At 64.7% G+C, this 14836-nt stretch carries 12 protein-coding genes and 1 pseudogene; 6 read left to right on the forward strand and 7 right to left on the reverse strand.

The window, feature by feature from the left end:
* The first annotated feature begins 96 nt into the window (after positions 1-96).
* Together AS156_RS25495 and AS156_RS25500 are read left to right on the forward strand one after the other, a co-directional pair.
* Entirely contained in the window at positions 97-1227 is a 1131-nt protein-coding gene (locus AS156_RS25495; RefSeq protein WP_082747727.1) for a serine hydrolase, read from the forward strand.
* 128 nt (positions 1228-1355) lie between these two features.
* Positions 1356-1657: pseudogene (locus AS156_RS25500) on the forward strand (hypothetical protein).
* A 9-nt stretch (positions 1658-1666) separates the two neighbouring features.
* Here the strand turns inward: AS156_RS25500 and glgA are convergent.
* Positions 1667-3124, reverse strand: a complete 1458-nt coding sequence (gene glgA / locus AS156_RS25505) for a glycogen synthase GlgA (RefSeq protein ID WP_066510178.1) — start codon at positions 3122-3124, stop codon at positions 1667-1669.
* Positions 3121-4383, reverse strand: coding sequence for a glucose-1-phosphate adenylyltransferase (glgC, locus tag AS156_RS25510; RefSeq protein ID WP_066510592.1), 1263 nt, complete (start codon positions 4381-4383; stop codon positions 3121-3123). The genes glgA and glgC overlap by 4 nt, the downstream gene beginning before the upstream one ends.
* A gap of 264 nt (positions 4384-4647) precedes the next feature.
* On the opposite strand from glgC, the gene AS156_RS25515 reads away from it, so the two are divergent.
* Positions 4648-5880 carry a rhodanese-like domain-containing protein gene (locus tag AS156_RS25515; protein WP_066510181.1) on the forward strand — a complete coding sequence of 411 codons (1233 nt, stop codon included), beginning with the start codon at positions 4648-4650 and terminating at the stop codon, positions 5878-5880.
* Between the two features lie 650 nt (positions 5881-6530).
* On the opposite strand, the gene AS156_RS25520 is transcribed toward AS156_RS25515, so the two are convergent.
* Positions 6531-8054, reverse strand: coding sequence for an adenylate/guanylate cyclase domain-containing protein (locus tag AS156_RS25520; RefSeq protein WP_082747729.1), 1524 nt, complete (start codon positions 8052-8054; stop codon positions 6531-6533).
* A gap of 137 nt (positions 8055-8191) precedes the next feature.
* On the opposite strand from AS156_RS25520, the gene AS156_RS25525 reads away from it, so the two are divergent.
* Positions 8192-8524, forward strand: a complete 333-nt coding sequence (locus AS156_RS25525; protein ID WP_082747730.1) for a Rap1a/Tai family immunity protein — start codon at positions 8192-8194, stop codon at positions 8522-8524.
* Between the two features lie 195 nt (positions 8525-8719).
* On the opposite strand, the gene AS156_RS25530 is transcribed toward AS156_RS25525, so the two are convergent.
* Positions 8720-9727 (reverse strand): NHL repeat-containing protein, encoded by a 1008-nt coding sequence (locus tag AS156_RS25530; protein WP_066510188.1) that lies wholly within the window; start codon positions 9725-9727, stop codon positions 8720-8722.
* A 182-nt stretch (positions 9728-9909) separates the two neighbouring features.
* Here AS156_RS25530 and AS156_RS25535 point away from each other — a divergent pair, with 182 nt between their 5' ends.
* Complete coding sequence (locus AS156_RS25535; protein WP_136626433.1) at positions 9910-10155, forward strand: hypothetical protein; 246 nt, start codon at positions 9910-9912, stop codon at positions 10153-10155.
* Here AS156_RS25535 and AS156_RS25540 read toward each other — a convergent pair.
* Both AS156_RS25540 and AS156_RS25545 read right to left on the reverse strand, forming a co-directional pair.
* Positions 10131-11429 (reverse strand): serine hydrolase domain-containing protein, encoded by a 1299-nt coding sequence (locus tag AS156_RS25540; RefSeq protein ID WP_066510191.1) that lies wholly within the window; start codon positions 11427-11429, stop codon positions 10131-10133. The genes AS156_RS25535 and AS156_RS25540 overlap by 25 nt on opposite strands.
* Positions 11430-11544: 115 nt before the next feature.
* Entirely contained in the window at positions 11545-12921 is a 1377-nt protein-coding gene (locus AS156_RS25545; protein WP_066510193.1) for an aminotransferase-like domain-containing protein, read from the reverse strand.
* Positions 12922-13002: 81 nt separating this feature from the next.
* Between AS156_RS25545 and AS156_RS25550 the strand changes: the two genes are divergently transcribed.
* Positions 13003-13437: a DUF983 domain-containing protein gene (locus AS156_RS25550; protein ID WP_066510597.1), complete on the forward strand. Its 435-nt coding sequence runs from the start codon at positions 13003-13005 to the stop codon at positions 13435-13437.
* A 71-nt stretch (positions 13438-13508) separates the two neighbouring features.
* On the opposite strand, the gene AS156_RS25555 is transcribed toward AS156_RS25550, so the two are convergent.
* Complete coding sequence (locus AS156_RS25555) at positions 13509-14708, reverse strand: multidrug effflux MFS transporter (protein ID WP_430641814.1); 1200 nt, start codon at positions 14706-14708, stop codon at positions 13509-13511.
* Positions 14709-14836: the final 128 nt, after the last annotated feature.

Genomic DNA, 14836 nt, shown 5'->3' on the forward strand with positions numbered 1-14836 from the left:
GGGCGCCCGGGGTTGTGCGGTAAGGTCGGGAATCATCGCGCCTCGACTGTTTCGTCGAGTCCGTTACGGAGCCTCTGCATCCGGACGATCGCTTCCATGGGACTGTGGCTCCTGGCCCGGATCGCAGTGCCGCTGCTTGCCGTGCCATTCGTTATGGCGCCTTGCGCCGTGGCGGACTCCGACATGTCGGCACAGATCAGGGACATCGTGACGCACGAACTCGCGCCGACCGCGACTGCGGCCGATCCGGGCGGTCTTGCCGCCGTGGTGTATGCCGGCGGCCATCTCGACTTCTTCAATTATGGCTTCGCCGACGCTGCCGCCAAGCGGCCGGTCACTCCGGACACGCTGTTCAATCTCGCATCGCTGAGGAAGATCTTCGAGGCCACGCTGGTCGCACTCGGCACCGAACGGGGCGAGTTGCGGCTGGATGATCCCGTCAGCAAATATCTGCCCGAGCTGCATGGCGATTACATCAGCCGCGTGACCCTCCGCGAGCTCGTTACGCATACGTCGGGTCTATTGCTGCCGACCGATCACCCGCCCTGGCCGAACGCGACCTTCAGCCGCGATCAGTTCATCGCGATGCTCAATGCGTGGACGCCGCAGGCGGGCGAGGAGCCCGGCAAGCAGCGCATCTATACGCATGCCGGCTACGTGCTGCTGCAACTCGCGCTGGAGCGGCGCTACGGCGAGCCGATCGGCACGCTGATCGAGAGCCGCATCCTGAAGCCGCTCGGCATGACCTCGACGTTCATTCCGGAGCGCGGCGAGGACGGCCGTGCGCTGCTGAGACCCGAGATCATGCAGCGCGTCGTGCAAGGCTACTCCGACCAAGGCATGCCGATCGGCCCAAGCGGCAACCAGCAGAGCTATTATGATTTTCCTGGGACCGGCCAGATGTATTCATCGGCGCGCGACTTCGGCACGCTGCTGCGCGCCTGCCTCGACGGTGCGGTGATCGATCCCGAGTTGCGCGCAGCGCTGGAGATGACCGAGCGCGAGAGCTTCCGCATCGATGCGAAGTTCGGGCAGGCGATGGCGTGGGAGAATGTGCGCCTCGACGGCGTCGCCGTCGTCGACAAGCCCGGCGGCCTCAACAGCGCCTCGGCCTATATCGGCCTCGTGCCGGCGCGCAAGCTCGGTATCGCGCTGCTCGCCAATCGCGGCGAGTATCCGCACGAGATCGCGCGTTACACGATCCTTCCGGCACTCGCCAAACTCTAGCACCGGCGCGTGCCATCCCGATGACATCGGCGGCGCAAGCGCGGAGGAGCCCTGCGAAATTGCGATGGCGCGGCCCGCGGTTCGGCTGTATAAGCCGGTAGCTTCTTCTCCAACTTGAAGAGGCTGACATGACCGACCTGCATTCGTGGCTTTCGCAACAGCACCACGGCTTGCGGACCTCAAAACCTTCCAGCAAAAACTCGAGACCTTGAGCACGCACGACCCCGAGCAACGGGCCGTGTGCCGGCTGCTGAGCGGTCTCGTCGGCAGCTATATCGAGGCCTTCGACGAGGCACCGCTGCCGGTCACAGTCGCCGACCGCGCCTATGGCCGGTTGCTCGACCTCGTCGCAAGCCTCGATCTGGGAGGAAGCGCCGACCGGCGGCTGGCCGACATCAACCGCATCGCGGCCTGCGACCTGCTGCACTGACGCACGCAACTAGCGCTGCGGCGCGGCGATGAGCTCGCGATAGAGCGTCGCGTAGCTGCCGGCGCGATTGTGCCAGGAGACGTCCGTTGCCATGCCGGCGTGCTGCAACCGGCGCCAGGTCACCTGGTCGTTGAACAGCAGGTTTGCCTTGCGCAGGGCATGCGCGAGTGCGTCGGCGGTGACGGGTGCGAACTTGACACCGGTCGCTGCGCCGCCTGCGACCGCGGCCTCGTCGACGTCGCGGACCGTATCGGCAAGGCCGCCGACATTGGCGACGATCGGGATCGCGCCATAGCGGAGCGCGCATAATTGGGTGAGGCCGCAGGGCTCGAAGCGCGACGGCACGGCGAGCGCGTCGGCGCCGGCCTGGATCAGATGCGCCAACGCCTCGTCATAGCCGATGACGACCGAGATCCGCCCGGGATGGGCGTGCGCCAGCGCGGAGTAGCGATCCTGCAGATCGCGATCGCCGCTGCCGAGCAGAGCGAGCCGAATGCCTTCGCTCAGCAGCGTCGGGGCGGTCTCGAGCAAGAGGTCGAGACCCTTTTGCCATGACAGCCGGCTGATGACGCCGAGCAGCAGTGCGTCCGGATCAACTTGAAGGCCGAAGCGCTGCTGCAACGCCACCTTGTTCGCGGCGCGCTGCGCCGGTTGCTCCATGCTGTAGCGCGCGGCGATGTTCGGATCGGTGGCCGGATTCCAGACCGATAAATCGATGCCGTTGAGGATGCCGCTCAATACACCAGAGCGCTCGCGCAGCAGGCCGCCGAGCCCCATGCCGCCTTCGTCGCCTTGGATCTCCCGCGCATAGGTCGGTGAGACCGTGGTGATGCGATCGGCGAATTGCAGGCCGGCCTTCAGCAGGCTGATCGTGCCGTAATATTCGACGCCGTGCATGGCGTAGGATTCGGCCGGCAGTCCGAACGTCGCCAGCATATCGGGCGGAAACTGTCCCTGATAGGCGAGGTTGTGCACCGTCATCACGGTGCCGGGCCGCGGTTGCCTGCCGTAATGCAGATAGGCGGGAACGAGCCCGGCCTGCCAGTCATGCGCGTGCACGATGTCGGGGACGAAGGAAGGGATCGCGCCCTGGGCGATCTCGGCCGCCATCCGCGACAGCGCCGCAAATCGGATGCCGTTGTCGGGCCAATCCCTGCCGTCGGGGCCGACATAGGGATTGCCGGGGCGGGCGAACAGATGCGGCGCGTCGAGCGCGTAGAGATCGAGGCCGTCATGCGTGCCGCCGAGCACACGGATCGGCCCGCCATAGAATTCCGGCCATTGCAGCAGCGTTTCAGCCGACGCAAGCGTCCCGAGCACGGCGGGATAACCCGGTACCAGCGTTCGCGTCGCAACGCCATGCTCGCTGAGCGCTGCCGGCAGCGCGCCGGCCACGTCGGCAAGCCCGCCGGTCTTGACGACGGGATAGACTTCGGATGCGACCGCGAGGACGCGGATGGGCGTCATGTCCCGAGCCTGTCGATCATCGCCTGTGTGATCAGCGAGATGCCTTGCGAGGTCCGGCGGAAGCGTTGGTCATCGACGTCGGGGTCCTCGCCGACCACGAGGCCTTCCGGAATCTTGACACCGCGATCAATCACCACGTTCCGCAAGCGCGCGCCACGGCCCACATTCACATAGGGCATGATGACAGCGTTCTCGACATAGGCGTACGAATTGACATGCACGCCGGTGAACAGCAGGGAGCGGCGCAGCGCCGCGCCCGAGATGATGCATGCGCCCGACACCAGCGAGGTCACCGCCTGGCCGCGCCGTCCCTCCTCGTCATGCACGAACTTGGCGGGCGGGGTGATCTCGGCATAGGTCCAGATCGGCCACGAGCGATCGTAAAGGTCGAGCTCCGGCACCACGTCGGTGAGATCGATATTGGCGCCCCAATAGGCGTCGATGGTGCCGGCATCGCGCCAGTAGGCGCGGGGATCATCGCCGGAGCGGACGCAGGAATCGTTGAACTGATGCGCGATCGCCCGGCCGTGCTTCACGATATAGGGGATGATGTCCTTGCCGAAATCGTGGGCCGAGTTCGGGTCGGCGGCATCGCGACGCAGTTCATCGAACAGGAATTCCGAATTGAAGACATAGATGCCCATGCTGGCCAGCGACTTGTCGGGCTTGCCGGGCATCGGCGGCGGATCGGCCGGCTTCTCCAGGAAGGACTTTATCAGGCCGGTGTCGTCGATATGCATGATGCCGAAGCCGCTGGATTCCGCCCGCGGCATCTCGAGGCAGCCCACCGTCACGTCGGCGCCGCTCTCGACATGCTGCTTCAGCATGATCTCGTAGTCCATCTTGTAGACGTGGTCGCCGGCGAGCACCAAAATGTACTTGGTGCCGTGCGCCTCGAGGATGTCGATGTTCTGGTAGACCGCATCCGCCGTGCCGACATACCACATCGTCTCGGAGACGCGCTGGCTCGCGGGCAGGATATCGAAACTCTCGTTTCGTTCCGGGCGGAAGAAGTTCCAGCCGCCCTGCAGATGCCGGATCAGGCTGTGCGCCTTGTACTGGGTCGCCACAGCGATACGGCGAATGCCGGAGTTCACGGCGTTGGAGAGCGCGAAATCGATGATCCGGGATTTGCCGCCGAAATAGACGGCGGGCTTGGCGCGTTTGTCGGTGAGCTCCTGAAGTCTGCTGCCGCGTCCGCCGGCCAGCACGAAGGCCAGGGCGTGACGTGACAGAGGTTCATTTCCAACGGTTCGCATGGTCATCCTCCCGGGCTTCAGGGCAATGGCCCCGCCGCCTTCACTTGTCTGGAAGGTCTGATCGGGCGCCAAAAGGGCCGGCCGCAAGCGTAGCAAGCGCGCACGAATGAGCAAAGCGGTACGGCGGCGTTTCGTTCCGTGTTGGTGTACGGCGGGGACTTGCATGCAACGCAGGCATCCCGGGGGCGGGTCTCCAACCATTGACGGGGCGTGGTTTCGGTATAGAGCAGGCCGGCCCGTCGTTTCCGTCCAGGTCCGCATGCTATGACCATGTCCACCGTCACACCCCAGGATATCCGCTCGGCGCTGCTGCTGCGCCGGGAGATCGCGCTACTCGATGTCAGGCACGAGGCCGAATTCGCCACCGGCCATCCGTTGTTTGCCGCCAACATGGCGGCCGACCGGATCGCGCTCGAGGCCGATCTGCGGCTGCCGCGCAAGGACGTGTCGATCGTTCTCTATGATGACGGCGATGGGCTGATCGCACGCGCCGGCGATCAGTTGCAGGCACTGGGCTACACCAATGTTGGTGCGCTGGCCGGCGGCCTGCAGGCCTGGCGGTCGGCCGGCTACGAGCTCTTCCGGGATGTCAATTCCTACGCCAAGGCATTCGGCGAGCTGGTCGAGGCGCGGCGTCACACGCCGTCGCTGAGCGCCGACGAGGTTGCCGCGCTGATATCGGAAAAGGCCGATATCGCGATCCTCGATGTCCGCCGGTTCGACGAATACACCACGATGAACATCCCGGGTTCGGTCAGCGTGCCGGGTGCCGAACTCGTGCTGCGCGCGGGTGGCGCGGCGCCCGGTCCCGACACCACGATCATCGTCAATTGCGCCGGCCGCACCCGCTCGATCATCGGAACGCAATCGCTGATCAATGCGGGATTGCCCAACAAGGTGCGGGCGCTGCGCAACGGCACGATCGGCTGGACGCTGGCCCGGCACAACCTCGAGCACGGTGCCGACAGGCGCGGCGGCATCGGTCCGTTCGAAGGCGCCGGCGACAATGCGCGCGATGTTGCCTATCGTGCCGGCGTCCGCCGGATCGCCGCCGGCGAGCTCGCCGCGCTGGAGAGGGAGGCGCATCGCACGCTCTATCGGTTCGACGTCCGCGAGGCCGACGAATATGCCGCGGGCCATCTGGCAGGCTTCCGCCACTACGCCGGCGGCCAGCTCGTGCAGGAGATCGATATCGCCGCTCCCGTGCGCGGCGCGCGCATCGTGCTGACCGATAACCGGAGCATCCGCGCCGACATGACCGCTTCGTGGCTCGCGCAGATGGGGTGGGAGGTTTATGTGCTCGACGGCGGCTATGACGGTCCGCTGGAGGCGGGGCCGCCACAAGTCCTGCCGAAGGGCGATCCGGCGCATCGCTACCGGCGTCCCTATGAAGGCACCTCGGTCGCGGAGCAGGCGATGCAAGCCTATCTCGATTGGGAGTATGGACTCGTCGAGCAGCTTCGCCGCGACGGGACGCACGGGTTTTACGTGATCTAGGGCAGGATGGGATTAGTCGAGCCGTAACCGCGTCGGAATTACGTCACCTCTCCCGCTTGCGGTGAGGGTTAGGGTGGGGGCTCCTTCCACGAGTCGCATCGCGGAAAGAGCCCCCACCCGCATCGCATAAAATGCGATGCGGCCTAAGAGCGAGCTTCGCTCGTCTCGACCCCGCAAGCGCGAGAGGCGCAGCAGAACCGCTGCCGGAGCGATTCAACCTAACGTCGTCTCGATCTAGGATTCCATTGAAGCCAGGCGAGAACGAATTTGCTTGCCTTGCATTGAGTCCTTTTGCACTCTCAGGCAAGGAGGCCGATGCATGAAGAAACTGACCGTCGCATGCGCTCTCGGAGCGGCCCTGGTGCTGTGTCACCTCGGGACGTCTGGTGCTGAAGCCCGGGCGCGGAAGGCACAAATCGTTCATGAACGGATGAGGATTGTCATCCCGACACCCGTGATAAGGCCAACTCCGTGGGATTATTATATTGTTCCACGATATCGCTATCGCCCTGAAGACGACCGGGTCGATCCATACGGGCCGCCCCTGGTGTCGTCGTGGTACCGCTATGAGGGGTGGCGGTGGCCATACTGGTGGTGAACAGCGATCACGCCGAACAGATCGCATTCTTCGGGCCGCACGAGTCCACGCCTTAGGATTCCATTCGGGCCAGGCGATAGACCGACATGGCCTTGCTGACGCCCTTGAGCTCGGCCTCGCTCTTGGCCACCGGGTACGGTGCGATGATGTCCGCCACAGCTGGCGCGGCGTGAACCTCTTCGGTGATGCAGATCTCGTCGCCATCGGCAAGGTTTTGCACCCGCGCGGCGATGTTTACCGTCTGGCCGAAATAATCGAGCCGCTCGTTGAGCGTCACCGCGATCGAGGCGCCCCGGTGCACGCCGATTTTCAGGATGAAATCGCGCTGCGGGCGATCCCGGTTGAGCTGATCCACGGCCTCGCGCATCTCGAGCGCCGCCTGCACCGCATCGGCCGACGTCGAAAACGCCGCCATCACGGCGTCGCCGATCGTCTTGGTGACGGCGCCGTTGTGTCGAACAGTGACGTCGAGAAGGTGCTGGAAGTGTCGCTGCACCTGAATGTAGGCGTTGAGGTCGCCGATCCGCTCGTAGAGCGCGGTCGAGCCCTTGAGATCTGTGAACACGAGGGTCACGTCGAGAACCGCGATGCCTTCCGTCGCGCTGATCACTTCCGAGCGGAAGAAGTCGCGAAAGGTCTGTGTCATCAGCAGCCGCTTGCCCGATAGAGCTGGCGTGAAGTCAAGCTGCGGGCGATGGAACGTCGCGGACGGAAGCTGAAGGATGCCGAACACCACCGCCACTTTGCCGGCGTTGCGAACGTCGAACACGATCTTGCCGGGCGCGATGCTTGCCGGGGCGGCCTCGCATTTGCCGGAGTCGAGTGTAACAGGCACATGGGATGACGATGCACCTGTGTCCGTTGCAATCGGGAAAAAGAAGTGGGCATCGCTGTCGAAATCCTGGCCCAGAAGTGCGCCTTCGACGGCATCGACCTCAAGACTGGCCACAGCACCCGGCTCGATGCGGGTGAGCACCCTGACCAGCCCCTTGGCAGCCTCGCTCCATGGCACGCCGTCGGGCAGGATGCCTCCTGGCGTCAATTTATAATGGAAGACGTAATCCCAGGCCGAAAGCGTATCGGGGTCATGGAAGCGAATACCGCGCACGGCGGGCGACACCGTAAACGTCACGGTGATGAAATCGTCAAGCGCGGCGTCGTAATCGCTTTGACAGAGCTGGCAGTGGAAATGCGTATGCAGCTTGCGCAGGCTTCGGAAGCTCTCGACCACGTCGGAGCACACCGGGCACACCAACTGCCAGTCCATGTCGAACAGCCCGGCGACGCAGGCATGGAGGAAGAGATCGATCGCTTCAGCTTCGGCGATCGATTTCTCCGTGGCGAACTGAATCGGATTGATGCGGTAGAGTGCCTCGTCCGTGCCCGAGCGCAGCAGCGTCTCCAGCCGCGAGACGACGCGCGGACTCCAGGATTTGGCCGCTTCGAGCGCAACCAGGCGATCTTCGAGCTTCTTTTCGTCGATCATTGCATTGCACCGCGATAGGCCTCGATCATCCCCGGCGTCCGGTTGCACCTTAACCTCAATACACAATTCAGGAACTCGGAGCGAGCCCATCGGGCGGCATTTCAGCCGGCGACGATCTTGCGGCTGAAGGTGATCTGGCCGCCGAAGGTTGACGGCGGCACGGGGCGAGCGGCCTAATGCCGGTCTCAGCCATTCAACCCGAAAGGCCAAACGCGATGCTTCGGTGCTTGCTCAGCGCAGCGCTCCTGACCCTCGCGTCCGGCGCTGCGTCAGCGCAGACGGTGAGGCTGGATCAGTATCAGCATCCCTCGGAGCCCAAGTTCAAGGTCTTCAACCAGCTGTATCTCAAGGGCGTCGTCGACGGCGTCATCGCCTACTCGGTTGGGCAGGACGTAAAAGATCGCTCGTTCTGCATCCCGCCAAAGACGGCCATGACGGTCGAGCAAGCAGAGGAGATCATGCTGCGGTATGCCGAGAAGAAGCAGCTCCCGGGCACCATCCCGATCGCCGTGCCCTTGCTTGGTGGTCTCAAGGACGCCTTTCCCTGCACAAGGGAATGAGCTGCGGCGAATCGGTGATGGATAAACTCGTCATGCCCGGCCTTGCGCCTAGCATCCACGTCTTGGTTTTCGCGAGAGAAAGACGTGGATGGCCGGGCATAGGCGAGCGGAAGCGACGCCGTCCTTCGGACGGCTACGCCCGGCCATGACGAATGTGGCGACCATCTCAGCCAGGATATGTGGTCGACCCGGCTGCTATTTCGGCAGCGTGACCGGCGTCAGCTTGAACTGGCCCGGGTCCTTTCCCTTGTCGGGACCGATGATGTAGGACAGCTTGCCTTCGGCGACCCAACCGGTATCGCCGACCTCAGTCACGGACACCGGTCCGGTGAAACCATCCTTGATGGTGTCGATCTCGGCGTCATCGCCCTTGACCGTGACCTTGTCGAGCTTGCCGTTGCCCTCGATCAGCAGGAAGCCGCTGCCGAAAGCGCGCATCGCATCGGCGTGATCGAGCGGCCGCGACGGTTTCAATTCGGTCACCGCGCCGGCCTTGCCGTCCTTGACCGCGACCTTGAACAGCTTGGCCGGGATGAAGGTCGTGACATAGATATTGCCATCCGCGCCGATCGCGATGCCGTCGAGCCCGACGCCGTCCTTGGCGGGCGCGAGCAGCGGATCGGTGGCAAAGCTCGTCAGCGCCGTGCCGCCCGGCCTCAGCGCGTGCACGATCGGCGCACCGGAATCGCTGACATAGGCGGTGCCGTCGCTGCTGACCACGATATCGTTGCAGAATGATTTCGGCTCGCTCAGCGCAAAGCTGCCCTTTGGTGCACCGCTCTTGAGATCGAAGGTCTTGAGCCAGGCGCCCTTGGCGTCACTTGGCCCGGCGACGCCGACGCCGCTGAGGTCATTGGAGCAGACATAGAGCGTGCCGCTCTTCTCGTCGGCGAGCACGCCAAGCGTCGAGCGGCTGCCGCCGGCGCCCGGCTTGACGAGCTGCTCCGGCTTGCCGCCCGGAGCGATCTTCGTCACGCCGCCGAGATTGAAGCTGCCGACGTAAAGCGCGCCGTCGGAGGTCGAGGTGACGCTCTCCGGAAAGCTCTTGTCGGGGAGGCCGACCGGAGCCGTTTCGGCACATGCGGCGCCGATGGTGCCGAGGCTGAAGAAAATGGCCGCCGCGCCGAGCACAGATGCGCGGCGGACCTTGAGCAGTTCTCCCTGTGCGAGCGGACGTTCCGCGCCGCCGTCTTGTTTTGTCATGATCGCTATTCCTGATGAGACCCGGTGCGACCAGGCAGGAGTTGTTGAGGCGATCGTCGCCGGCCGACAGCTTGTGGGTCTTGCAGGTTTCCGACCGGATTGTTCGCTCGCCTGCCTTGTCGCTATCGATATATACGATAGTATATAATGGTAGAAAAGAAGCGATGGTGGGAGATCGCATCATGGAACTGGAACCGACGGTCCGGAGCCGGTGCATGTGCTGCGGTGGCGTCATCGACGGTCTCGCCGATGACGGTGCGATCGGGATCGATGCGCGGATCGGCCTGTTTTCCGACGAATGCGCTTTCGTCTGCAACGCGTGCACCGCGAACCTGATCCAGGCCGCGGCGCTGCGCAAGCGTGAGATGGTCCACCGCAAGTGGCCGTCGCGCGATCGGAGCGTTCAGTCGGCGCCGAAGGCGTCGTAGACCAGCTTCTTGAACGCCGGCGTGATGCGGCCGCGCTCGTTCTGGGTCTGCTCCAGCAGGATGTAGACCATGTCGAGCTTCGGATCGACGCCGAAATAGGTGCCGCTGCCGCTGTCCCATTTCAACTCACCGATCGAGCCCGGCGGGGGCGGCCTGGCGTTGCCGGGATCGGTACGGACGCCGATGCCATAGCCATAGCCAAACCCGTCGCCGGGAAAGTACCAGTAGTCGCGGCCGACGCCGGAACCCGGCCCGACATGGTCCGTCGTCATGTCCTTGAAGGCGGCGGGGCTGAGATAGCGCTTGCCGTCGTATTCGCCGCCGTTGAGCAGCATCTGAGCGAAGCGGGCATAGTCCAGCACCGTGGACGACAGCCCGCCGCCTCCGGATTCCCATTCGGGGTGCGCGAGCCGGTCACGCTCGCCGTCGAGCAGGATCTGGTCCGTCGGCAGCGGCCGCGCCATCCGCGCGCGCTCCTGGTCGGTCGTGATCACGTATTTCGTGCTGGTCATGTGGAGCGGATCGAAGATCCGCTCCTTCTCGAAGGCATAAAGCGACTTGCCGGACACGATCTCGATCACGGCTCCGAGCACGTCGGTCGAGTGGCCGTAGCGCCACAGTGTGCCCGGCTGCCGCGACAGCGGCAGCTTGGCGATGCGTTCGGCGAACTCCTTGTTGTCGAACTTGCCGTCGAACAGATGCGCCTGCCTGTAGATGTGCTGCACCCAGTCGGCGCCGATATATTCATAGGTGATGCCCGAAGTCTGCCGCATCAGGTCCTCGATGGTCACAGGACGGTTCGGCGGCACCAGCTCCAGCGTCGCCATGCCGTTCTGGCCGGGCGGTTCGATGCCAACCTTCACATCGGCAAAGGCCGGGATGTATTTCGACAGTGGATCCTTCGGCGACAGCTTGCCTTCATCGACCAGCATCATCGCGGCGACGCTGGTGACCGGCTTGGTCATCGAATGCAGTGCGAAGATCGTGTCCGGCGTCATCGGCACCTTGGTCCTGACGTCGCTGTCGCCGAAGCATTTCAGGTAGACCTGCTTGCCATGCTGCTGGATCAGCACCACGGCGCCCGGCAGGCGGCCGGTCGCGACTTCATTGTCGAAGAATGCGGTGATGCGTTCGAGTCCTTGAGGCGATGGAGCAGGAGGCTGGGAGGCGCCCGTTGGTCCGGTGGCGCTGGCAAAAAACACGGCCGAGAGGACCGCTGCGCCGAGCAATCGCGTCAGCGTTGAAACGACACTCGGATGAAATCTGCGTGACATTGACGAGTGAGCCCCGATTGCCCGAAGCGATCCCTCGAGCGCGCGGACTTTAGCGCGGGCATCTCGCGCGACCTAGCGGTTTCCTGCCGTTTGGCTTTACGACGACGATCGAAATCTACACAATTTGCGTCGCGCCGACCGGCGTACGAACGGCATGTGACAGCACCTGCAAGGCCTGGCTCAACTCGGCGCGATTGCGCGCGGCGCCGAGCGAGACGCGCAGGCCCCGCGGCGCGGCATCGCCGACCGCAAAAGCATCTTCGCCGACGACCGCCAGTCCGTTACGCATCAGGTGCGACAACAGGTCCGTGCCGCCGAAATGTTTCGGCAGCGGCATCCAGATGTGATGGCTCGCCGGCCGCGCCGCGTAGGTCACACCTTTGAGGAAGCGCGTCGCGAGCTGCTGGCGGGCGGCCGCTTCGTTGCGGATGGCGCGGATGATCTCGGCGGCGACACCCGAACGCAGCCATTGCGTGACCAGCGCGACCATCAGCGATGGCGGCATCTGCAAGGTAGCCTGCAGGCTCGCGCGCATGCGCTGCTCGGCGTCGGGATCCGGCGCCAGCAGGTAGGCGACGCGCAGCGCCGGCGCGATGCATTTGGCAATGCTGGCGGCGAAATAGGTGCGCTCGGGAATCAGCGTCGCGATCGGAGCTGCCTGCGGCTCGAGCGGGCCATAGACGTCATCCTCGATCAGCACGCAGCCCCGTTTGCGGATGATATCGGCGATCGCCTTGCGCCTGGCGGCACTCATCGTCACCGTGGTCGGGTTCTGTTGCGTCGGGACCAGATAGATCGCCTTCGGCTTGTGCTTGCGGCAGGCTTCGTCGAGCGCGGCGGGACTGATCCCGTCGGCGTCCATCGCCACGCCGACGAGGCGAATATCGAGCCGCGCGGCAGCGGCCTTCACGCCGGGAAACGTCAATGCCTCCGTGAGCACGACGTCGCCCGGCGAGGTCAGCGCGAGCAGGGCGTTGAAGATGATCGCCTGCGAACCCGGATAGATCACGATGCGGTCGGCGGATGCGTGCGGCACGCGCGGCTGCAGCCAGGCAGCCGCGACCTCACGCTCGTCGGCGGTGCCGCCGGGACGCGCATAGCCGAGATAGGCGGAGAAGCCGGCCTCGGAGCGGATGGTCGCCAGTCCCTGCGCGATGCGCAGATCGAGATTGGCTTCGACCGGCTGCGGCGGCAGGTTCATCGACAGGTCGATGTTGACGGGTGCGGGCAGGTCGGAGGCGGCGCGCGCCGTGGTCTCCGAGACGAATGTGCCCTGGCCCACTCGCGCATCCAGCAGCCCGCGCCGGCGCGCTTCGCCATAGGCGCGCGTCACGGTGGTGAGATCGACCCCGAGCGCCGACGCCAGCGCACGGTGGGTCGGCAGCCGTTCACCGCGCACCAGCCGGCCGCTGGCGATGTCGGACGCCAGCGCATCGACGATGCGCAGGAACATCGGGCCCTGCCATTCCGAAACTGTAGGGATCCAATCCATGCAATCTAGCGCTTTGTCTTTGATTGTATGCTTCGATATGCATATTGTATGGATCAGCAGATCAGGTCAAGGATGACGGCGATGACAGACACGGTTTCCCTGCCAAAGGCGATGATGCGCGGTTTCGCGATGAAGTGCCCGAACTGCGGGCGTGGTCACTTGTTCGGCCGCTTCCTGAAGGTGGCCGACCATTGCGAGGTCTGCCACGAGGATTTCACCCCGCAGCGCGCGGACGATTTTCCGGCCTATCTCGTGATCGTGGTGGTCGGCCACATCGTGGTGCCGGCGCTGCTGTGGATGGAGATGACCTACGCGCCGCCGGCCTGGCTGCAACTCGCGATCTGGCTGCCGGTGACGCTGTTCGGTGCGCTCGGGCTGTTGCAGCCGACCAAGGGCGCGATCGTCGGCCTGCAATGGCAACTCGGCATGGAGGGATTTGCGGCGTCGCGGCGGCGGCGAGCGGTTGCTCCGGTGCGAGCGACGCGAAGTCGTGTACGGCGGATTAGCGAAGCGTAATCCGCCATTCCGCTTGCGGGAAAGATGGTGGGTTACGCTTCGTTGACCCGCCCTACGAGATCTGCAGATCCTCAAATCGGGTGATGATGGGGCCGGAACATCCGGCCCTTTTCCGTCACCAGCACGACTGCGAGCGAGGCCAGCGTGCAGAGGAAGAAGCCGGTCGCGAACGGCAGCAGCGTGCCGTTGTAGTCCTGGCCGATCGTGGTGCCGATGCCGATCCCGAGCAACGTGGTGATGGTGCCGTAGAGCGACGAGGCGGTGCCGGCGATCTTGCCCTGCGGCTCCATCGCGAGCGCGGTGAAGTTCGCCATCATCAGGCCGAACGCGAACATCATCAGCGCCGACAGCACCATGAACAGCGGCAGCGTCAGCACTCCGGTCTTGACAGCAACGAGCAGCGCCCCGGCGACGACGGCAAAGCCGGTCAGCGCGGCGTGCGAGATCACGCGCATGCCGACGCGGCCGACGATGCGGGAATTGAGGAAGCCTGCGATCGCGACGCCGACCGCGCACGCCGCGAAGGCGACCGGGAAGTAATGTCCGAGCTTGAAGATCTCGGTGAACACCTGCTGCGAGCAGAACACGAAGGCGAACAGCGAGCCCTGCACGCCGCCGGCGGCGAGCGCGTAGCCGATGGTCTGGCGGTTGGTGACGGTCTGGCGGAACGCCGAGAGCACCTCGGGGATCGCCAGCGACTTGCGCATCTCCTGCGGCAGCGTCTCCGGCATGCGCAGCGCGCTCCAGGCGAGCGCGATCACGCCATAGATCATCAGCAGCACGAAGATGCCGTGCCAGTTCGTCAGCAGCATCACGGCCTGGCCGAATGACGGCGCGATCACGGGGACCGCGATGAACACCATCATCGCCAGCGACATCACGCTCGCCATGCGCCGTCCGGCGTAGCAGTCGCGCACGATCGAGGTCGCGATCACGCGGGTCGCCGCGGTGCCGAGCCCCTGTAGCGCGCGCGCCAGCAGCAGCGTTTCGAAGGACGGCGCCATGATCGCGAGCAGGCCGGCGACGGTGTAGACGGTCATGCCGCCGAGCAGCACCGGGCGACGGCCGAACCGGTCCGACAGCGGGCCCATGATGAACTGGCCGACGCCGAAGCCGACCAGGAAGATCGACAGTACCATCTGCGGACGGTTGGCGTCGGCGAGATGGAAGGCGGAGCGGATGTTGGGCAGCGCCGGCAGCATCATGTCCATCGCCAGCGGGTTCAGCGCCATGATGGAGGCAATGATGACGACGAATTCCGGGAAGCCCATCGGGCGGTGGCCTGAGGAAACCCAGGCATCGGCATTGATGTCAGACACTTAACGACCTCTTGGGAGATCGGAATCATAGTCATTTTGTTGCGGTGCACAATCGGCGTTTCGGGATAGGTGCCCGTCGA

This window comes from Bradyrhizobium macuxiense, assembly GCF_001542415.1.
Lineage (GTDB): Bacteria > Pseudomonadota > Alphaproteobacteria > Rhizobiales > Xanthobacteraceae > Bradyrhizobium > Bradyrhizobium macuxiense.

Coding starts and splice junctions, on each gene's coding strand:
- AS156_RS25495 (WP_082747727.1), top strand. CDS start 97: ATGGGACTGTGGCTCCTGGCCCGGATCGCAGTGCCGCTGCTTGCCGTG.
- glgA (WP_066510178.1), bottom strand. CDS start 3,124: ATGACGCCCATCCGCGTCCTCGCGGTCGCATCCGAAGTCTATCCCGTC.
- glgC (WP_066510592.1), bottom strand. CDS start 4,383: ATGCGAACCGTTGGAAATGAACCTCTGTCACGTCACGCCCTGGCCTTC.
- AS156_RS25515 (WP_066510181.1), top strand. CDS start 4,648: ATGACCATGTCCACCGTCACACCCCAGGATATCCGCTCGGCGCTGCTG.
- AS156_RS25520 (WP_082747729.1), bottom strand. CDS start 8,054: ATGGGCTCGCTCCGAGTTCCTGAATTGTGTATTGAGGTTAAGGTGCAA.
- AS156_RS25530 (WP_066510188.1), bottom strand. CDS start 9,727: ATGACAAAACAAGACGGCGGCGCGGAACGTCCGCTCGCACAGGGAGAA.
- AS156_RS25535 (WP_136626433.1), top strand. CDS start 9,910: ATGGAACTGGAACCGACGGTCCGGAGCCGGTGCATGTGCTGCGGTGGC.
- AS156_RS25540 (WP_066510191.1), bottom strand. CDS start 11,429: ATGTCACGCAGATTTCATCCGAGTGTCGTTTCAACGCTGACGCGATTG.
- AS156_RS25545 (WP_066510193.1), bottom strand. CDS start 12,921: ATGGATTGGATCCCTACAGTTTCGGAATGGCAGGGCCCGATGTTCCTG.
- AS156_RS25550 (WP_066510597.1), top strand. CDS start 13,003: ATGACAGACACGGTTTCCCTGCCAAAGGCGATGATGCGCGGTTTCGCG.
- AS156_RS25555 (WP_430641814.1), bottom strand. CDS start 14,708: ATGGGCTTCCCGGAATTCGTCGTCATCATTGCCTCCATCATGGCGCTG.